Origin of the sequence: Pseudarthrobacter phenanthrenivorans (assembly GCF_000813845.1) — a bacterium.
GTDB classification, from domain to species: Bacteria; Actinomycetota; Actinomycetes; order Actinomycetales; family Micrococcaceae; genus Arthrobacter; species Arthrobacter phenanthrenivorans_B.
In genome coordinates, this window is record NZ_JWTB01000004.1 from 109,684 (window position 1) to 128,728 (window position 19,045).

Annotated in this window: 16 protein-coding genes; 8 read left to right on the forward strand and 8 right to left on the reverse strand. The window is 59.5% G+C overall.

Features of this window, described 5'->3' with window-relative positions:
• Nucleotides 1-8: 8 nt before the first annotated feature.
• Nucleotides 9-1,409: a glutamate decarboxylase gene (locus RM50_RS01785; RefSeq protein WP_043449300.1), complete on the reverse strand. Its 1,401-nt coding sequence runs from the start codon at nucleotides 1,407-1,409 to the stop codon at nucleotides 9-11.
• 147 nt (nucleotides 1,410-1,556) lie between these two features.
• On the reverse strand, nucleotides 1,557-2,258 hold the full coding sequence (locus tag RM50_RS01790) for a GntR family transcriptional regulator (RefSeq protein WP_052259889.1): 702 nt from the start codon (nucleotides 2,256-2,258) through the stop codon (nucleotides 1,557-1,559).
• Between the two features lie 226 nt (nucleotides 2,259-2,484).
• Here RM50_RS01790 and RM50_RS01795 point away from each other — a divergent pair, with 226 nt between their 5' ends.
• The 4 genes from RM50_RS01795 to RM50_RS01810 are packed head-to-tail and all read left to right on the forward strand — an operon-like array spanning nucleotide 2,485 to nucleotide 6,332.
• Nucleotides 2,485-3,399, forward strand: coding sequence for an ABC transporter substrate-binding protein (locus RM50_RS01795; protein WP_043449302.1), 915 nt, complete (start codon nucleotides 2,485-2,487; stop codon nucleotides 3,397-3,399).
• 4 nt (nucleotides 3,400-3,403) lie between these two features.
• Complete coding sequence (locus RM50_RS01800; RefSeq protein WP_043449304.1) at nucleotides 3,404-4,372, forward strand: amino acid ABC transporter permease; 969 nt, start codon at nucleotides 3,404-3,406, stop codon at nucleotides 4,370-4,372.
• Nucleotides 4,369-5,133, forward strand: coding sequence for an amino acid ABC transporter ATP-binding protein (locus RM50_RS01805; protein ID WP_043449306.1), 765 nt, complete (start codon nucleotides 4,369-4,371; stop codon nucleotides 5,131-5,133). The genes RM50_RS01800 and RM50_RS01805 overlap by 4 nt, the downstream gene beginning before the upstream one ends.
• 23 nt (nucleotides 5,134-5,156) lie before the next feature.
• Nucleotides 5,157-6,332 (forward strand): alpha-hydroxy acid oxidase, encoded by a 1,176-nt coding sequence (locus tag RM50_RS01810; RefSeq protein ID WP_052259891.1) that lies wholly within the window; start codon nucleotides 5,157-5,159, stop codon nucleotides 6,330-6,332.
• Between the two features lie 428 nt (nucleotides 6,333-6,760).
• On the opposite strand, the gene RM50_RS01815 is transcribed toward RM50_RS01810, so the two are convergent.
• The 4 genes from RM50_RS01815 to RM50_RS01830 form a co-directional block, all read right to left on the reverse strand.
• A complete protein-coding gene (locus tag RM50_RS01815) occupies nucleotides 6,761-7,528 on the reverse strand; it encodes an SGNH/GDSL hydrolase family protein (RefSeq protein ID WP_043449307.1) in 768 nt (255 codons plus the stop codon).
• 353 nt (nucleotides 7,529-7,881) lie between these two features.
• The gene (locus RM50_RS01820; RefSeq protein WP_052259892.1) at nucleotides 7,882-8,418 is read right to left on the reverse strand and encodes an acyltransferase; all 537 of its coding nucleotides are present in this window, start codon (nucleotides 8,416-8,418) and stop codon (nucleotides 7,882-7,884) included.
• Nucleotides 8,419-8,473: 55 nt separating this feature from the next.
• Nucleotides 8,474-9,724, reverse strand: a complete 1,251-nt coding sequence (locus RM50_RS01825; RefSeq protein WP_240471816.1) for a MinD/ParA family ATP-binding protein — start codon at nucleotides 9,722-9,724, stop codon at nucleotides 8,474-8,476.
• A 793-nt stretch (nucleotides 9,725-10,517) separates the two neighbouring features.
• Nucleotides 10,518-11,345: an MBL fold metallo-hydrolase gene (locus RM50_RS01830; RefSeq protein ID WP_043449312.1), complete on the reverse strand. Its 828-nt coding sequence runs from the start codon at nucleotides 11,343-11,345 to the stop codon at nucleotides 10,518-10,520.
• A 359-nt stretch (nucleotides 11,346-11,704) separates the two neighbouring features.
• Between RM50_RS01830 and RM50_RS20125 the strand changes: the two genes are divergently transcribed.
• The 4 genes from RM50_RS20125 (at nucleotide 11,705) to RM50_RS20550 (ending at nucleotide 16,218) form a co-directional block, all read left to right on the forward strand.
• Nucleotides 11,705-13,192: a polysaccharide biosynthesis tyrosine autokinase gene (locus RM50_RS20125; protein ID WP_052259900.1), complete on the forward strand. Its 1,488-nt coding sequence runs from the start codon at nucleotides 11,705-11,707 to the stop codon at nucleotides 13,190-13,192.
• A 103-nt stretch (nucleotides 13,193-13,295) separates the two neighbouring features.
• Nucleotides 13,296-13,931 carry a CatB-related O-acetyltransferase gene (locus RM50_RS21245; RefSeq protein ID WP_430929381.1) on the forward strand — a complete coding sequence of 212 codons (636 nt, stop codon included), beginning with the start codon at nucleotides 13,296-13,298 and terminating at the stop codon, nucleotides 13,929-13,931.
• Between the two features lie 22 nt (nucleotides 13,932-13,953).
• Nucleotides 13,954-14,790: a glycosyltransferase gene (locus tag RM50_RS21250; protein WP_430929382.1), complete on the forward strand. Its 837-nt coding sequence runs from the start codon at nucleotides 13,954-13,956 to the stop codon at nucleotides 14,788-14,790.
• Nucleotides 14,791-14,940: 150 nt separating this feature from the next.
• A complete protein-coding gene (locus tag RM50_RS20550) occupies nucleotides 14,941-16,218 on the forward strand; it encodes a hypothetical protein (RefSeq protein ID WP_156133803.1) in 1,278 nt (425 codons plus the stop codon).
• A gap of 330 nt (nucleotides 16,219-16,548) precedes the next feature.
• Here the strand turns inward: RM50_RS20550 and RM50_RS20555 are convergent, their stop codons facing one another.
• Together RM50_RS20555 and RM50_RS21255 are read right to left on the reverse strand one after the other, a co-directional pair.
• Nucleotides 16,549-17,646: a hypothetical protein gene (locus RM50_RS20555; RefSeq protein WP_156133804.1), complete on the reverse strand. Its 1,098-nt coding sequence runs from the start codon at nucleotides 17,644-17,646 to the stop codon at nucleotides 16,549-16,551.
• 156 nt (nucleotides 17,647-17,802) lie between these two features.
• Complete coding sequence (locus tag RM50_RS21255) at nucleotides 17,803-19,044, reverse strand: Coenzyme F420 hydrogenase/dehydrogenase, beta subunit C-terminal domain (RefSeq protein ID WP_043449314.1); 1,242 nt, start codon at nucleotides 19,042-19,044, stop codon at nucleotides 17,803-17,805.
• Nucleotide 19,045: the final 1 nt, after the last annotated feature.

Sequence of the window (19,045 nt, forward strand, 5' to 3'; positions counted from 1 at the left end):
GTGCGTGGCTAGTGGTGGAACGCTTCCTTCTGTTTCTGCTGGGGCATGGGCGCGGCGAGGGCGTCCAGGTAGGCCACTTCCTTCTTGAGGTCGGCCAGGAAGCTGGCGGCCAGGTCCCGGGTGAAGCCGTTGCGGACCACGATCCGCTGGACGGTGATCTCTGTGAGCCCTTCGGGCAGGGTGTAGGCCGGGACCAGCCAGCCGTTCATGCGGAGGCGTTCGGAGAGGTGGTGCAGGTTCCAGTTATTGGTGTGGCCGTCGGTGAGCTGCCAGGCGAAGACGGGGATATCCGACCCGTCGCTCCACAAGGTGAAGGCGTCCATGGCTCCGATTTCGTGCGAGAGGTAGAGGGCGACGTCGCGGGAGCTGGCCTGCACGGACCGGTAGCCGGCAAAGCCCAGCCGGAGGAACAGGTAGTACTGGAGCAGCACCTGCGCGCCGGGCCGGGAGAAGTTCAGGGCGAAGGTGGGCATGTCGCCGCCCAGGTAGCTGACGTGGAACACCAGGTCCTCGGGAAGGGCCTGCTGGTCCCGCCAGACGATCCAGCCCAGGCCGGGGTACACCAGCCCGTACTTGTGGCCGGAGGTGTTGATGGAGGCAACCCTGGGGAGCCGGAAGTCCCACACCAGTTCCGGCTGCAGGAAGGGGGCCACCATGGCCCCGGAGGCGCCGTCCACGTGGATGGGGATGTCCAGGCCGGTGCTGGCCTGGATGCGGTCCAGGGCGGCGGAGATCTGTTCCACGGGTTCGTAGGCGCCGGTGTAGGTGACGCCCATGATGGCCACCACGCCGATAGTGTTCTCATCCACGTACTGGTCCAGGCGGTGGCCGTCCAGGGTGGGATGCTCCGCGGACACGGGGACGTAGCGGGCTTCCACCTCCCAGTAGTTGCAGAACTTCTCCCAGCAGACCTGCACAGCGGAGCTGAGGACAATGTTGGGTGCGTCCGTGGGCTTCTTGTCCGCACGACGGCGGTGTTGCCACCGGCGCTTGAGGGCCAGGCCGCCCAGCATGCACGCCTCGGAGGAGCCGACGGTGGAGGTGCCGATGCTGGCCGCCGGGTCCGGGGCGTTCCACAGGTCCGCGAGCATCCGCCAGCACCGGGTCTCGATCAGGGCGGTCTGCGGGTACTCGTCCTTGTCGATCATGTTCTTGTCGAACGTTTCGGCGTAAAGCTGGGAGGCTTCCCGTTCCATCCACGTCCCCACGAACGTGGCCAGGTTCAGGCGGGAGTTGCCGTCCAGCATCACCTCGTCGTGGACCACCTGGTAGGCGGTGCCGGGCAGGGACTCCCCGTCCGGGATGGTGAACCGCGGGAAGATGGTGGACTCCCCCGGCCGGCTGAACAGGGGGTTCAGCTCAACGCTCGTTTCGGGCTCGTGCCGTGCGTTCCGGTGTGACCTCGCCATGTCCAGTTCCTTCGCCCGCCGTCGCCGCAGGCAGGCGCCCGCCGCTCACTTCCGCTGTTCCCAGCACTCCGTATTATTCATGCACCCGGAGGAAAGGGCAGCAGGCGGGGCGGCAGGGACGACGGCGGTCCCCCGTTTTGCAGGTCCTCAGCCCTGCTGGCCGAACTTCGGCAGATTTTTGGAGCGGGACCTGATGCCCTCTATGTGACTGTTCATCGCCGCTGTCGCCGCCTCCGGGTTGCCCGCCTTGATGGCTTCGATAATCGCGTGGTGTTCCTGCACGGTATGGTCGCCGCTCATATCGTTGTGGACCATGAGCCGGAACCGCTGGATACTTCCCTCAATGGAGGAGTAGGCCCTCAAGAGGAACTCGTTGTCCGTAGCCTCCACGATCCGCCGGTGAAAGTTTTCGTCGGCCTTCCAGTAGGCCCGGTAGCCGGGAAACGTGTCACCGCCGCGGCGGGAAGCCTCAAGGTCGTGGTGGAACCTTTCCAGGTCCCTTACCAACTCGTCCGTTGAGTTGGTGGCGGCGATGCTGGTGCAGGCAGGTTCGAGGATCTGCCGTGAGGTCAGAAGTGCCGCGATGTCGCTGGCGGTGGGTTCCGGCGCCACCTTGTATCCCCGGAGCGCTTCGCGCCTGACCATGCCTGTCGTTTCCAGGCGTGCCAGCGCCTCACGCACCGGTGTGGAGGAAACCTTGAAGCGCTTAGCCAGTCCGTCGATGCTCAACGGCGACCCGGTGGAGATCTTGTCATCCAGCAGCAGGGACAGGATGGCCTCGAACACCTGATCCACCAGCATTGGCCGGCCGGGGATCAGGACTTCTTCTTCAGGCGAAGCGGCGTTCATTTCGGCATCCTATGTGAATTTTCGTCGTGGGCTGCAGCATCAGTACGGGTTCCCCGTCCGACCCGTCACAAATGAGACAAGGACGAAAAAGGTGCTTGCAGAAAATCGTGCATGATGTACGGTACATGATACCGGGCAGCAGCGTGATCTGAAACACAGCACCAGTTGTCCATCAGGTTGGAAGCTCTCCTACCACCCCTTATCCCCCACTTCCGAAGGCGTGTAGATGATTCAGTTTCGATCGATGTTGGTGACCGTCGCCGCAGTCTCCATGGCGAGCGTGCTTCTCTCCGGGTGCTCAAACCCCGACATGACAAGCTCCGCCCAGTCCGAAGCCCCCAAACCCGCAAACTCCGCGGCGGCCGTCAAAGTCGACGAAGCCGCCGCAGCAGCCCTCCCCAAAGAAGCAAGGGACAAGGGAACCCTCACCGTCACCATGAGCCAGAGCTCGCCGCCTTTGCACTTCATGGCCGCGGACGGGACCACCATCCAAGGTGTCGACCCGGAAATCGCCATGGCCCTCGGGCAGACGCTGGGCTTGAAAACGGACATCAAGAGCGGCCCGTTCGACGGCATCATCCCGGGTATTGCGGCCGGCAAGTTCGACATCGCCATCTCCCAGATGTCCCCCTCCACGGAACGCATGAAAGTGCTTGATTTCGTCGACTACTACCAGTCAGGCAGCGGCATCGGAGTGGCTCCCGGCAACCCGCAGCACCTCAGCGTAGACGCACTCTGCGGCAAGCGTGTCGGCGTGCTGAAGGGTTCATTCCAGGACCTCAAGCGCCTTCCCGCCCTCTCCCAGGCGTGCACCGCCGCTGGCAACCCGGCCATTGAGGCCATGACCTACCCCGATATGCAGGCCCCGAATCTGGCGTTGACGGCAGGCCGCATTGATGCGGTCTACATCGACGGACCCACCTTGGGCTACGCCATCAAGCAGGGCGGCCAGATCGAACTGCTCGGCGAAAAGGACGTCTCCCCCGTCAGCATCGGTTTCAAGAAGGGCGCGGGCCTGGAGAAGGCGGTCGAACTCGGCATGGAGTCCCTTGCCAAGAGCGGCAAGTACAAGGAAATCCTCGACAAGTGGGGTGTAGGCAGCGGTGCAATCTCTGACTTCGCCTTCAACAAAGCGCAGTAGCCACATGGCCAACACAGCCACGGAACCCGACGCCAAGGCACCCGCAGGGGACGCATTGGACCGCCAGCTTCTCCTGGGGCGCCCGCACCAGCGCCACGGCGGATTGTGGCTGACGGCGGCAATCGTCCTGTTCGCGATCTTCCTGGTGGGCTACTCCCTCGTCACCAACCCGCGCTTCGAGTGGAACGTGGTCTTCGGCTGGTTCACCTCGGAGCGGCTGTTCACCGGACTCCTGCGGACCCTGGGACTGACGGCCATCTCCATGGCCGTGGGAATCGTCGTCGGCGTCCTGCTGGCGCTGGCCAGGCTGGCCCCCAACGCCATCGTCGCCGGGACCGCCGCGTTCCTGGTGTGGCTCTTCCGCGGGGTGCCGGTCTTCGTCCAGCTGCTCTTCTGGGGCTTCATCGCCGCCATCTACCCGCGCATTGCGGTAGGTGTCCCGTTCGGGCCCGAGTTCTTCTCCGTCGATGCCAACGTGCTCATCACCCCGTTCATGGCGGCAATCCTCGGGCTGGGCCTGAATGAGGGTGCTTACATGTCCGAGATCGTCCGGGCGGGGCTCCTGAGCGTCAACCGCGGACAGACCGAAGCGGCCACGGCCCTGGGCATGCGGCGCTTCGCCATCCTGTCCCGGATCGTCCTGCCGCAGGCGATGAAGATCATCATCCCGCCCACGGGCAACCAGACCATCTCCATGCTGAAGACCACCTCCCTGGTGAGCGTTCTTGCCTTCCCTGAGCTGCTCTACTCAGCGCAGCTGGTCTACAGCGCCAACTTCAAAACTATTCCGCTGCTCATCGCCGCAAGCCTGTGGTACCTGCTGGTCACCAGCATCCTGAGCCTGGGGCAGTACTTCATCGAACGGCATTTCAACCGGGGTGGGATCACCGCGGGCAGGGGCAACCGGCGCACCCGGAAGCCCAAGCCGCAGGCGGAGAACTCCCGCACCACTTCCCAGGAGGCCCGGCCATGACTGACCGGATGATCGAAGCACAGGGGGTCACCAAGAACTTCGGCGACCTCGAAGTCCTCAAAGGCATCGACCTCACCATCCCGAAGGGCAGTGTCACCTGCATCATCGGGCCGTCCGGTTCCGGCAAGTCGACGTTCCTTCGCTGCATCAACCAGCTGGAAACGCTCGACGGCGGCTACATCCTGGTCGAGGGACGGCCGGTCGGCGTGAAAATCAGGAAAGGTCGGCTGCACGCGCAGAACAACGCCGAGGCGGCGAGGATGCGCGAGAACATCGGCATGGTCTTCCAGAGCTTCAACCTTTTCCCGCACATGACGGTGCTGGAGAACATCTGCGAAGCGCCCGTCAGGGTGAAGAAGGAGAACCGGAAAGCCGTGCAGGACCGGGCGAGGATCCTCCTGGACCGGGTGGGGCTCTCCGAGAAGGTCCACGCCTACCCGGCGTCCCTTTCCGGCGGCCAGCAGCAGCGCGTGGCCATCGCCAGGGCACTGGCCATGGAGCCACGGCTGATGCTGTTCGACGAACCTACATCGGCGCTGGACCCCGAGCTGGTGGGCGAGGTGCTGGACGTGATGCGCAAGCTCGCGGAGGGCGGGATGACCATGATCGTGGTCACCCACGAGATCGGCTTCGCCCGGGAAGTCGGGGACCACCTGATCTTCATGGACGGCGGCGGCATCGTGGAGCAGGGCGACCCGCGGACGGTCCTCAGTGACCCGCGGCATGAGCGCACCAAGCAATTCCTGGCGAAAGTAATTTAGACCTTCACATTGGAGCAGGACTCTTGAGAAACAAATGGATTGTCAGCATTGAGGACTACCGCAAAGCTTCGCGTCGGCAGCTGCCGAAGATGATTTCGGATTACCTGGAGGGCGGGGCGCTGGACGAGACCACCATGCGCGCCAACGAGGACCGGTTTGATGCCCTGATGCTTCGCCAGCGGTCGATGGTGGACCTGCGGGGCCTGACCACGTCCACCACCGTGCTGGGCCATTCCCTGGCGATGCCGCTGATGGTGGCACCGATGGGAATGCTCACCATCTTCCACCCTGGTTCGGATCCTGCCGTGGCCAGGGCCGCTGTCCGGGCCGGGTCGATTTTCATCCACAGCGCGTGGGCCGGCTGTTCGCTGGAAGAGGTGGCCAAGGTGGCGCCCAACAACTTGTGGGCACAGATCGCATTCTGGAAGGACCCGGAGGAGACCGCCAGTTACATCAACCGCGCACGGGCCGTCGGGGTTGAGACCCTGGTGGTGGCCGGCGATGTTGGGTCCTCGAGCAAGCGCGAACGGGACCTGCACCACGGGCTGTCCATGCCGCCGCGCCCGCCGGTGGCGGACTACTTCAACGCCGCGACCCGTCCTGCCTGGCTGTGGCGCTGGCTCATGGGCCGGAAGATGACGTACGGGAACTACCAGATCAACGGCCGCGCGCTGCGCATGGACGAAATGAACAACTGGATGGCATCCAACAAGAACCCGGGCGCCAACTGGGAGGACTTCGCCAGACTCCGGTCTGAGTGGAAGGGGAACCTGGTGATCAAGGGCATCATGGACGCCGAGGACGCGGCCCGGGCGGTGGATGAGGGGGCCGACGGCATCTTTGTCTCCAACCACGGCGGCCGGCAGTTCGACTCCCAGCCCGCCACCATCGATGTCCTGCCGTCCATTGTTGAGGCTGTCGGCGGCCGGGCGGAGGTGTACCTCGACGGCGGCATCCGGCGCGGGCATGACATCGTCAAGGCCGTCGCGCTGGGCGCCAAGGCCGCTCTGGCCGGGCGTCCGTTTGCGTACGCCCTCGCCACGGGCGGTGAGCCGGCGGTGGACCGGGTCTTCGGAATCCTCCAGGAGGAGTTCAAGGGGGCCATGGGGTTCGTGGGCAAGCCATCAGTTGCTGACCTGGACAGCAGCATCTTCGCGACCCAGGCGCAGCCCGCGCCCGCTGAGCGCCTGCTCGTCTAACCTCGGGCTCCACGAAGGGTGCCCGCCCCGTTCATTCGGGCGGGCAACGTTGCCGGCGGTTCCCTGACGTTCATCACGATCCAGCCAGGCCAGTCCGTGCTGCTGGTCCTGTCCGACGGCGCCGGATGGGAAGTCCCGGATGGGCGCCAAGCCTCGCCCAGGTAGTCAGCGTATTTTCGGCGGCGACACTAACCCTCGCACGCAGCGCGAGGGTGTACGTCAACACGGGCGCCGCCACAACCTGGACGCTACCGCTGTGGCGAACAACAGTGGGCTCACGTACCGGATCAAGAACCGGGGCAGCGGCGCGATCACACTCTAGCGCGCCGGCACCGACCAGTTCTACGACACCGCAGCGGTAACTAACATCAGCATCGCGGCAGCGCACCAGCGACAATCATCAACGATGGGACGTACTGGCTGTCAGTCTAAACGAACCGCAGCCGCTCCAGAATCAAGTCCGTGATCATCCGGTGACCCTTGTCGTTCGGGTGGAAATTATCGGACGGGCCAAGCCAGGACGGGGACCCATTGGGGCCGAAGGTCCCTGCGGTCTGGTATACGGCGGTCAGGTCAACATACTGGCCGCCGTGTCCCCGACACGCCTTCTCGATAGCGAAGTCGTACGGATCAGAAATGGTTGGCCCTGCCGCGCCCCACACCCCGACACAGATAATCTGCACGTTCGGTGACCTCTGCACCTTCGCAATGAGGTCAAGGTACTGCTGCCGGAAAAGGTCCGGCTCGGTCCTGCTGCCTACTACGTTGGTGCCAAGGTCGTTGGTTCCGAGTTCCAGAATGGCAAGGTCCACGCCACTCTCGGGGATGTCCTGCACGTTGCCGACCTTGAACAAGGCCTTCTCGTCGGCTTTCGTGGCGCGCTTCTCTTTGATCTCCCCGTGCTTGCGGAGCTCAGCATTCAACAGTTGCCGGTACCCGTTCGCCTCGGCGCTCGTGTAGAGGCTGTAGCTTAACGAATCGCCAGCGTAAAAGACGGACAGCGGGCGATCCTGCGGCACGGGCAGCTTGATGATCCTGGCCTCCGCAGCCGCTGCGGCGCGAGCTTCCATCTCTGCTTTTGTTTTGGCTTCGAACGCATCCGCTTTGGCTTTGATATCAGGGGCTGCCGGGACCGCGGCAAGACCACAGCCGGTCAACAGGAGTGCAGCGGCGAAGACCAGGGCAAGGCGTTTCAAGAGTCCCCCAACAAGAAGTGAATGCCGTCATTCTACCCGGCAGATAAATCATGAAGGCAATCAGCTAGGCAGTAGGAGAAGTGCCCCCGACGAACACCTCGCCGCGGTCCACGCTTCGATCAACATTGACCCCCGGAAGGATGACTACACCCCGCACCAATTGTGACCCCGTCGGCAACACGGATCGGCGCTGAGTTGCGAAGGTAGAGAGCAGTGGAATCCGCGTCAAGCGAGTCCGCTCTCCGAACGCCCGCGCGAATAATTGCGCGTGATCCAATGTCAATAGAGCAGTTGGTTCGGATCAGCCGCTGCGCCCCGAGAGACCCGGCGAAGCTTTACTTTCCCCCAAAGATTCATGAGGCGATTGAACCGACGGCCTCAAGGCTTTTGATCTTTCGGGCGGGGACTCCCGCATAGACCGCATCCGGTTCACAATCGGATACCACCACCGCACCGGCCGCAATGATTGAACCGGCCCCGACGGTCACGCCCGGGAGGATCACGGCGTTAGCACCGATCCAGGTCCCGTCACCTACAACGATTGGCGCGGCGACTGCCGCGCCGGCACGCTGCTCAGGACCCCCAACAGCGTGCGAGCTGGTTACGAACGTGACGTTCATGGCGATAGAGCATCGTTCCCCTATGCTGATCGGGCCAGAAGTGTTGAACATGCACCCTTGATTAATGAACGTGCCGTCTCCAATGGTGACACGGGATGACCCGAACCAGACGCCTGGATAAATGGTCGCCCTGCCTACACGCATTCCATACGCGGCGAGGAACCGGCGTCGCAGCGGCACGGGCATCAGGACCGACGACACAACCCGGTTCAGCAGCACTTCACGACGCAATCCTGGCCACATGTTTGAAAGCTTTCCCCCGAGACTCATGTCCTCAATGATAGGGGTTAGTAAATCCGGTTATGCACGAGCGGGAAGTTTGGCGCTACCGGTACCCGTCAACGATCGCAGCGGCAATCTCCTTGTACGCCCGCCGCGTCTCCGGCTTTAGCACGTCGAGGGTCACCAAGTCGCCGTCGGCAACACCACGGTCATGCGGCACGGCGATCAGTTCGCGGCAGATCCCGGAGAGGTGTTCCTCGATCGCGTCCTTGTCCACGCGGGAGGACACCTCGTCCTTGTCGGTGATCACCACGATCGCGTTCCGAGCCAGGTCCTCGTAGCCATGGCTGGCCAGCCAGTGCAGGGTGCTGCGGGCCCGCTTGGCCCCGGACACTGCGTAGCCGGCGGCGATCACCAGGTTGTCCGCCGACTGCAGGATGCCGCTCATCGCATTGTGGGTCACACCGGTACCGCAGTCGGTCAAGGCCACTGAGTAGTAGCTGGAGATGAGCTTGCGGATCCGCAGGTATTCCTCGGCCGTCAGAGAATCCGAGACTTCCGGGTCCTGCTCCCCCGCAATTAGGTGCAGCCGGCCGGCATGGTGCATGTACCGGGCGAGCGCCGTCAAGGAGTCAATGGTTTCGATGTGCTCCAGGAGGTCTGTAATGGTCCGAGGGCTTGCCTGCTGATAGATTCCTTCGCCCAAGGCGCGTTCCACCAAATCACCCGAGTCCGGGTTGGCGTCGATGGCGCACGGCGCATCTCCGCGGTATTCGGCAAGGGTCAGGCCCACACCCACGGTGGTTGAGGTCTTGCCGATTCCGCCCTTGAGGCTCAGGATCGCGGTGTTGTAGCTGCCCTGCAGCTGGCGGGAGATTCGCCGGGCAAGCTCGTCCTCCTGGCGCTGTTTCGGCCCGGGTCCCAGGTTCCACGCGCCGCCAGTCAGTTTGTACAGCGCGCCGCGGATGCCGCCGACCGGCCGTGGCTTCTGCTCCTTGACGAACAGTCCGGGCGAACTGATGAAGTCAGGCATCGGGCTTTCCGCGATGGCGTCAGCCACGGTGGGCCGGCTGCGGCGGAAGGATGGAGTCTCGGCTGGAGCGTCCGACGGCGGAGGGGCAACTTCCTGGGCAGTGTCACCTGAAGGTGCCGACGGCACGGACGCAATGGGTAGCGCAGCAGGCTCGGCAGCAGGTTGCCGGGCGGGTGCGGCCGGGGCAGCCGGTGCAGGCGATGGTGCGCGGGACGGCTTGGTGGCATCAGCCGCGGCGGCAGCCTCGGCCCAGGACGTGCGGCGGGTCGCCGGTTTGCTGGCGTCGTTCGGGCTGGAAGGGGAAGGGGTTACTGCTGGCATGGTTCCTGTCCAGGCATCCTGAAGCGAGCCGTCGGCACGACGAAGGTCGCGGCGTCGGCGCAGCTGCGGCTGCCCTGCATCCTCTGCTTGGGCGCCTGCATTCTGATCCGCCGGATCTGGCATGTCTGTCCCCCCGGACGTTTTCGGCAAACGGTTCTGCGGCACTGGTTCAATCTGTAAGTCTAGGGGGTCCGGTAGGGGCTCCTGGCGCTAGTGGAGGTTCAACGGTGCAGGTCAGAAGTGGATAAGCGCAGCTGAAACAACGGCCACTGTGAGCACCAGGAGAACGGCAAGAATTGTGTAGCCAACCCATTTGGGGCGGCTTCTGTGGGGATTAATGTCGACATACGGCATGGTTAGCGCTGGTTACCTCGAGGTGCGGGGCGGACGGGGATCCGGAGTGCACGGCGCTTGAGCCGCAGCACCTGGTACAGGACAACAAAAGGTACCAGCAGCGTGCCCAATAAAGCGCATAGCGCCAGGGCGTAGTCAGACAAAGCCACAATAATCTCCATCGGTCATAAGCTTCCTTACTGATCATGACCTAAACATGCGGCTCCGGAATTGACAAGTCACGTCATATCTAAGCTAAAGGGCTGCCTACGGAACCTACTGGAACACGGTGATAAGTGGCGTTTGATACCAGAGACAGTCACGAAACAAACAATGTCATCGGCCTGCAGGCTGCCAAACCTTCCTTCACTCGTAACCATTCGCGAGTCTCAAGGAGGATCCATGACGACGGATGCTCGAATTTCCGTTCCCACAGGAGTGGTTGGACTAAGCCCTAGTATCACGACGCTTCCTGCGAATTCCTCCTGGTCTCCTGCAACCGTTTGATGAACCAGCGCGACTGCTCCGGACCGTAGGGCAACACCGGGATGGCTTTGGTGGCGTCGTTGGGGGTGTCGCGGATGGACTGGCGGGCTTGGCGGACGGCGGTGGTCATAGTGTTGGCCATGGTCTTGACGAATTGGTCGCTGCACGGTTCTCCGTGTCCGGGGATTAGGAACTCGTATCGGTGTCGCAAGGCCGAGATATGGCGAAGCACGTCTGCCCATTCTTCCGGGTAGGAGTCTTCAAAGGAGGGGTGGGCGCCCTGTTCCACGAGGTCGCCGACATAGAGCGTCGAAGGCGTGCCCACCAGAAGGTCGCCGTCAGTGTGGCCACGGCCCAGGTAGAACAACGTCGCCGCGAGGCCGCCGAGATCAACGAGGACGGGCTGATCTTTGACGATCGCGTTGGGGACCACGAGCTCGACATGTTCCCCCTCACCGGCGGACATTTCAGGCTCAAGCGTTCCCACGTGCCTGCGCTGCAGGTCGCCGCGTTGGTCGATCTCGGCAGCAGCGTTTTCGTGAGCCCAAAATTCGCTTACGCCGGCTTCCGCGAAAACAGCGTTACCGAAGAAGTGGTCGTAATGGGCGTGGGTGTTGACCACAACGAGGGGCAGGTCAGTCTTCGCTCTCACCGCATCAAGAATCTCGCGGCCTTGGCGCGGACCGCACCCCGTGTCGATGACCATGGCACGTTCGGACCCGGCGATGAGGCCCGTGTTCAGCAGGGATCCTTTAGTAACCAGTACATAGTTGTCCGTGCCGACTTCGATCCAATCCGACATTGTTTCTCCGTACCTCCGGCAAGCAGTGTGCATTCGTCTTGGTGACCGATTCTACCTAGAGAAATCGTGGACCCTGCGAAGCGGCGAGGGCCTCCCCGGCAAGGGGAAGTTGGGCACCGCGCATCTGAACCTGGAACTGTCACGACCAATAGCGCCAAGCCGAGTTACAACGAAGAGAGGGCCGAGTATCATTCCCGATCAGCTAGCCGAACCTTCGTCACAACAGACTGTTGCGGGTACCCCCGTAATCCAGTTTTACTAACCCTTGCGGGTACGATGGACCCGACCGTACATATTTTGCCGTTCCGGTGGTGTGCCTACCGGCTGTCCTCGGATTTCGACACAGGGGGATCCCGGTTTTGGATTTACGTGAATACCTGCGCCTGCTGAGGCACCACTGGTTAACAATCGCCGCTTCGACCCTCCTTGGACTCCTCCTCAGCGGCGGAGTCTCCGTACTGGCGACTCCGGTGTATACGGCACAGACGCAACTTTTCGTCGCGATCCAGAGTTCCGGTTCTGTTTTGGAACTCCAGCAAGGCAACACTTTCAGCCAAGCCAGAGTCCAGTCATACGTCAAAACTGTTACCTCCCCGTTAGTTCTTCAGCCGGCGATTGATGCACTCGGACTTTCCGTGTCCGCAGAACAACTTGCACCTCGGGTAAAGGCCAGCAGCGAGGTAAATACCGTTCTAATCGACATCTCGGTCACTGATGCCTCACCCGTGCAGGCAGCTGCAATTGCTCAGGCAGTCTCCGACAGCCTCATAAGCTCCATAGACACGTTGGAAAAACCGAAGGGCGGGGGTACTTCCCCAGTCGGTTTGTCGATCATCAAGCCCGCCACTGCCCCCACCACGCCGTCATCCCCAAACACAAAATTGAACCTCCTGATTGGCCTAATTGCAGGTATGGCTGCTGGGATTGCGTTCGCCGTCCTCCGGACAACCCTTGATAACCGGATACGCGGGGAAGCCGACCTGCGGAAGGTAACTGAAGCTCCCCTTCTGGGTGGTATCGCTTTTGACCAAGAAGCAGTCAAGAAACCGTTACTGACCCAGGCGGCCACTCAGAGCCCAAGAGCCGAGTCGTTTAGACAGCTACGAACTAACCTGCAATTTGCCAATGTGGCAGGGCATGCAAAGACGATCCTCGTAACTTCTTCGCTCCCGGGGGAGGGAAAGAGCACGACGGCTACGAACTTGGCAATCGCAGTTGCGCAGTCCGGTCAAGCCGTATGCCTTATCGACGCAGATCTCCGTCGTCCCATGGTTAACGAATACCTAGGATTGGACAGAAATGCGGGGCTAACAACGGCACTTTTAGGCTCCGCTGACGTGGATGAGCTCATACAGCCGTGGGGAGAAGACCAGCTCTACGTCTTGACCTCGGGCCAGATCCCTCCAAACCCAAGCGAGCTATTGGGGTCGTCGGAAATGGAGAGTTTGCTAAATCGTCTGGAACAGTCTTTTGACATGTTGATAATTGACGCTCCGCCCCTTCTGCCTGTTACAGATGCCGCTGTCCTATCTCAACATGTCGGCGGCGTAGTCGTTGTAGTGGGTTCACAAAAGATCCGACAGCCAGATTTGGCAAAATCACTTAATGCCCTTGAAATGGTTGGTTCTACCATATTAGGAATTGTCCTTAACCGCCTTCCGGTCAAGGGACCTGACTCGTACTCCTACACCTACTACTCATATGAGCAGAAGAGTGACAAGAAACGGCAGTTCCCGGGAAAATCTTTCGGTTCGCCCAACAACGCATATGAGGATGATTCACTGGTTCTCGAACAGTCCCGCCCGGCATCTATGTTCCCCTCCAGCAACACGCGGTCGGATCACTAGTGAAAAAAATTTTCTCTGCTCGCAGAATTGACTCTAGCGCCAGCCAACTCTCTACGTGCGCCTGCTTCAACGGAGGGCGGTGGAACTCGTGAGAAGACCAGCAATGAAGTCCTCATTCGTCGGAAGACTGTTCGTTCCGGCCTATTCCAAAACGCCAATGCGCAGTCGGGTCCTCAAATGGATAGTGAAATTTGAGGGAGGCGATATGTACTCGCTGACCCTTCGGGAGATCCTGCTCAAGTACTTCAAGGTGTCCGTAGGAAGCTACAGCTACGGCTCATTGCTCAACATAGGGAATGCCGACCAATACACAGAGATTGAAAACTACGTCTCAATTGGCCCAAACGTCCGGCGCTACGGCGCGGCTCATCCCCTGGAGGGTGCTTCACTTCATCCGCTCTTTTACAATCCGGCCCTGGGCCTTGTAGGCGAAGGTGAAGATGTTGAACGCACGCCCTGCCGCATCCATCATGACGCTTGGATTGGTGCCAACGTGACGATCTTGCCTGGTTGTCGTCACATTGGAGAAGGTGCCGTGGTGGGTGCTGGCAGCGTTGTTACCAAGGACGTTCCGCCCTTCACGATTGTTGCGGGCAACCCGGCAAGAATAGTGAAGGCACGATTCCCCCGAGCGCGTCAGGATCAGATTCTTCGGGAAGCACCATGGGACTTGGAACCTGAGCAAGCACTGAACAGACTGAACTATATAAATTTGGGAATGACCGCGAGTGCAGAATAATTTTGATGGTTTTGCCGCGGTCGTGGTTCACTATGACAGCGTAAACACGCTAAAAAAGACCATCCAAAGCCTGCGCAACTTCCTACCGGCGAGTCGAATTGTCGTCGTAGACAACTCTTCGTCGTTGGTGCAATTGCCGAATGACCTTGACGCCATTGTATTAGACGACGGCCGAAACTACGGATATGCGGGTGGAGTCAACCACGGTATCAGATACGCGGAGAGCGAGTTAAGTTCTATACGCGAAGTTTTGGTTTGCACTCACGAGACGATCTTTCGGGGCAATGCGATCCAGACGTTGCTTGACACTGCGAGAGCATATCCGAATGGGCACGTTATAGGACCGCGCCTAGTAACCAGAAGTGAATCAGGCGAGGAAGTCACGTGGTCGAACGGTGGCGTCTATTCTTTCCCGCTTCTTTATCCAAAGCATAGGCTCCGCAGCAGTACGGGGGGCACTGTGTCGGTCAAGTGGGTAGACGGAGCTGCCTTCGTAGTCGACTTGGCAACCTGGAAGAAACTGGGGGGCGTTCCCGAAGAGTTTTTCATGTACATGGAGGACGTTGCCCTGGGAGAATTATGTCGGCGTGCCAATGTCCCAGTTTTAGTCAACTTAGACGCGGTTGTGGAGCAAACCGCAAACGGTCCGAGTCGTTCCTTGGCTATACGCAACAGGGTGCTGCTCGCCCAACGATACATGCGTTTGGACTCAAGACTCATAGTGCTTCTTGACGTTTTCTTACGTCAAATTATCATGAGTATCCATCCAAACCGCGATGTGAGAGCTAAGTCAAGGGAAAGCCGAGACGCTGTTCGTGCTACCGGCGACATATATAAGTCGGTCGGAAGGCTTGGGTAGGAGCCTTTCAGGCATTACCCGTTGGAATCGTGTCGAAGGCCGTTCACCTGTTTATCACTCGCATGGGGAACCATATCCGCCTAGGCCGGTGCTCGTTCGCCAACTGGTTGTCGACGTTCGAATTAAACCGAAAGGAGCGTGTGCCGCTTCGTGGAATACGTCGTATACGCACTGTTTGCTGTCGTTGTTTCCCTGGCCATGCTGTTCCTGCTTGCGCGAGGCAACCTCGGTTCGTTATTCATTATTCTGCTAATTGTACTTATCTATAGCAGCGGATATTTGCAACAGGCCGTTCCAGTCAGGTTTATGATGGCAGCAACGGTGCTGCTAATACTCTTCGGACTGGTTGCCAATAGGTCTGAGCTTACGAGAAGGCAGCGATATGCCGGCCTTCTAGTATTAGCTGCGAGCTTTTGTGCTTACACCGTCGGATTCTTGCTCCTAGATTCCACGGTGATGGACCCGCTCTTCCGCTATACTGTTTTGTTTCCGCTAACTCTAGTTAGCGGCTTTCTAATGGCCCGTGCTGGTCAAACTCGTCGTGTTGCTGGGTTTTATGTCATGATCAGCTGTCTCATGGGAGTCCTGGCCACGACCGAACGCCTTTCAGGAAAATTTCTCGTCGCAGGATCCTACTCAAATTCCGAACGTCTATTTCGCGATGGCTCCGTCCGAAGTATTGTCTTCGCGGAACATCCCTTAGTTCTATCAGTGCTGTTGCTCGCTGCAGTTCCTTTGGTCAGCCTAGTGGCAGCCTCCCGGCTAGGAAAGTGCTGCGGCTATGCGAGTCTCTTGGCCGGCATTCTTTCAACGAATAGTCGTGGTGCCATCATAATTTTGGCATGTTGGACAGCCTTTATAATCGCTCGCCGACTTAACATTCTCGGGAGAGGCGCTTCGCACCTTGCACGAACTGTCGCAATTGCGGCCATTGGCTTTCTATTGGTCGGAGGTCTCTTTACAAGTGGATCAGATCAACTTACGAGTTCAAGCGCACTTGATGCAAGCGCGGAATATCGCAGTGCGCTCTATTCTTACGCCGCCAGGTCGTTGGTTTCCATGCCTGTCGGCTGGGGCATCGGTGGGTTACCGGAAGGCGTCTACTATGTCGCCAGCGTCTTTGGCCCACTAGACTTATCCAAGACCGTCGATTCGGAGCTTGCCCTCGCGGCGTTCGACTTCGGCTGGATTGGTGTTATCGCTTTCAGCTTGCTCGTAGTAGCTATGCTCAATGCGCGGAGAATCTATTTGCCGATCGGGCAAAGCGCTTTCATTGTCTCTATCTCAGGCTTGTACTTGGCTTTACATTCTTGGGTTGGATTGGGAACCTCCTGGATGCTGATCGTAGGCCTGGCTCTAGGTGCCTATTGCGAGTCAACAAAAAGTTCCCGTTCGGTAAGTGCCCCCACAAACATGGCTGAGATGTGAATTTGCACGGATATTGTGAATCTTGGGCGGCCAAGTGCACGTGAAGAGCCTTGTCTTGGGGCCCGCGCCTAACAGCGTCTCGTCCACCCACTAAACGCATTACTACTACGGCCGCGCTTGCGAACCTTCATATGGCTTCAACACTCCGCTAAAGACTGTAACTAGGTGGCCGAGTGACCAGGGCGAGGCTCCTTCGCGGAGGTTCAACTTCCAGTCCGACGGCAAGCAACGAAGTCGTTGGGAATATCGGCTGAAGAGGGCCTTGCGTACAACGCTGCCGATGGTGGCCGCTCTGGAGGAGCTTATGCCGGTATTGGTCCTCTTGATTTTTCAGCGGCCAAAGAGACGCATAAGATCTGAGCTCGACACGCGGAACATACGGTTCCCGCTCAAAAGATACACGTACCCTCCCCCGGTTATTAGGAATCCAACTGCGAGCAGAAGCACACTGATGGCAGGGCCAAAGTTATTGCCAGCAAACCAAGCAATGACGACCAATCCAAAAGCCGCGACAGGGAACCAGGCGTCACCGGTAGGTGATACCGCGAAGTGTTGAAGTACCGGCGCTAGTCCTGCGAGGCAAACCACCATGGCACAGGCGGGCCCTAGAAGCGAAACGGCTGGTTCAAACGCGGGACCGAAGACAACAGGTATGAGTAAGGTGCCGCCGACCGCGCCTAATGCGGCGATAGGAAGACTAAGCAACATGCAGAGCTGCCACAATAGTGTTGTTCGCCGCCTGAGACGGAGTGCTGGCCACTTAGCATATGAATGTTGAATGAGCGTCTGATATACCTGATAGCTAACCTGAGGAACAAGAGCTACAACCGCATAATACCCTACAAGGGCAACGGTCCCCTGCGCGATAAATAGAGCACTGTCCGATCTTAGTAGAGCTGCTTCGATTAATTGAGACTTCCAAGCCCGCCAAACTTTAGCAATTAGAATGCGTCGAGTATCTTTGCGGAGCTCCGTGGCCACAAGCCCGCGAACAAACTTTCGACGATGATACGAAATGTAAAGCATCTGCATAACCAACGAAGCTGCATTAATGGAAATAACAAATTGAAGCGTTAGCAGTCCAAGGCCGTATGCGAGAATAATGCCTCCGCAGATCGTGCATGCTGCAGCGAGATTCGCCGTCCCAAATTGTTTGGTGCGACCCGCCACAATAAGTATATTTGCGTCAATGGACTTACTCGCACTCATTCCGGCAATTCCAAAAAAGGCAATAGCGGCAATTGTTTCTTCAACAGCCAGCCCCAGCAGAGTAGCGGTGCAGAATCCCACTGCTGCAGCCCCGCTCGCGCTCGCAAGCGTGATCCGCTGACCTCTTCTGCTCCAGCCAGCCGCCTGCCCAATATCTTCCGAAACCGCCTGGCGGGCTAAAGGTCCCAGCCCAAAAGCGCCCACCAACCCAATGAACACGGAAACCAGCATTATAATCGCGAGCTCTCCCCGTGCTTCTGGCCCGAGAGCACGTGCGGTGAGAGGAGCAGTCAAGAGACCGGCAAGCAACGGTGCAACGTTTCCCGCCAGGTGAATTATAGTCCGCATTTCAGTGGACCAGAACCGCGAAACGCATTATTGGCTTGCGCGTTGAGCTTTTGAGCGTCTGTACGATCCATACGCATAGCGAAGTGAACGAATGGGGTTCTTGAACGTTTGCTGCATAAGACCAAACCCCTTGTATCGCGGAACATCCCAACCTGCCAGTCGCCTCCCGGCCAATCGAGCCAGAAGGGTTGCTCGTCGTTCTACCTGGTACGGCTGAATCGCACTGATGTCCTTGAGCTCCAATGGCTCCGCATGAATCACCCCTGCACCAAGCGCTTCGAGAACTATGTCGTGTCCCCTCTTCGTTCTGGCAATCAACGCGCTGACTCCACTTGAATCTGTGAATATTGGATAGCCCTTTGCATCGGTTTTCCAGTAGTCGCCTGCAACGATATCAGCACTCTCGCCGACACCATCCGGACATACCTTGCATCTCCACTGCATTGATGGGCCAAGCTGCCGTCCCCAGGATTCGTCATAACTCGCAGACCCTTCGAGGCCTTCCACTGTTTCCGCATGGAATTCACCGGGCCAACCGTGACCTCTATACCGCAAGGAACGCAAAGGAGATTCAGGTGGAATCCCCAGCTCTGCTAAGAGTCGGTCAGTCGCAAATTGGCTTGGAACCCCCGCGCAAAAGAATGAAAGAATTACCGGTAGGCTTTCCGCGTCGCGGTATCGCATCAGTTGCCTGAGTCCAGATGCCTCGCACGGCTTTCCGACGACCACTGTCGCAGGCGAGAGGGCCGATTTTGCAGAGAGCACAGATACCGGTGCATATCGTGAGCCGGACTGGCTGAGGTAATCTGCATTTCGGTGCAGTTCTACCGGTACTGTCCGACGTGGGCTTCCTGTATCTGCCGCCGCCCCGAGTAGACGGGTCGCCCTCCCTGACTCGAGGAGCCAAGCTGCGATGGCCGTTAGAACGCCGCCGCTACTCCCTTGAAAGCGAACTTGAGGATCGACGGCCCACGCCTGCCAACTGGACACGGCGCCACCTAAAGCGGAATCCTTGCTCGCAACTTCGCGTTGAGGTGGCCGCATAACGAGCGAACCTGGGCAGCTCGCCCGGAATTCATTGCTAGCCCTCTCGTCATATTTCGGTGATATCGGAAGACGGCGAACGGGACGATTGAAGCCCTCTTCGTTGAGCTCCATTGCTAAGCCCGGATCTATTATCGTGCAAAGGCCGCAACCGGAACAGTTCCCACTCTCGACCACGGCTGAAACAAGTTCATCAAAAGAGGCAAGTCTCTTAGGCGTCTTCATC

Bases quoted from the DNA above. Each gene is read 5' to 3' on its own strand.
- RM50_RS01785 (WP_043449300.1), bottom strand. From the start codon at position 1,409: ATGGCGAGGTCACACCGGAACGCACGGCACGAGCCCGAAACGAGCGTT.
- RM50_RS01790 (WP_052259889.1), bottom strand. From the start codon at position 2,258: ATGAACGCCGCTTCGCCTGAAGAAGAAGTCCTGATCCCCGGCCGGCCA.
- RM50_RS01795 (WP_043449302.1), top strand. From the start codon at position 2,485: ATGATTCAGTTTCGATCGATGTTGGTGACCGTCGCCGCAGTCTCCATG.
- RM50_RS01800 (WP_043449304.1), top strand. From the start codon at position 3,404: ATGGCCAACACAGCCACGGAACCCGACGCCAAGGCACCCGCAGGGGAC.
- RM50_RS01805 (WP_043449306.1), top strand. From the start codon at position 4,369: ATGACTGACCGGATGATCGAAGCACAGGGGGTCACCAAGAACTTCGGC.
- RM50_RS01820 (WP_052259892.1), bottom strand. From the start codon at position 8,418: ATGAGTCTCGGGGGAAAGCTTTCAAACATGTGGCCAGGATTGCGTCGT.
- RM50_RS01825 (WP_240471816.1), bottom strand. From the start codon at position 9,724: ATGCCAGCAGTAACCCCTTCCCCTTCCAGCCCGAACGACGCCAGCAAA.
- RM50_RS01830 (WP_043449312.1), bottom strand. From the start codon at position 11,345: ATGTCGGATTGGATCGAAGTCGGCACGGACAACTATGTACTGGTTACT.
- RM50_RS21245 (WP_430929381.1), top strand. From the start codon at position 13,296: ATGAAGTCCTCATTCGTCGGAAGACTGTTCGTTCCGGCCTATTCCAAA.
- RM50_RS21255 (WP_043449314.1), bottom strand. From the start codon at position 19,044: ATGAAGACGCCTAAGAGACTTGCCTCTTTTGATGAACTTGTTTCAGCC.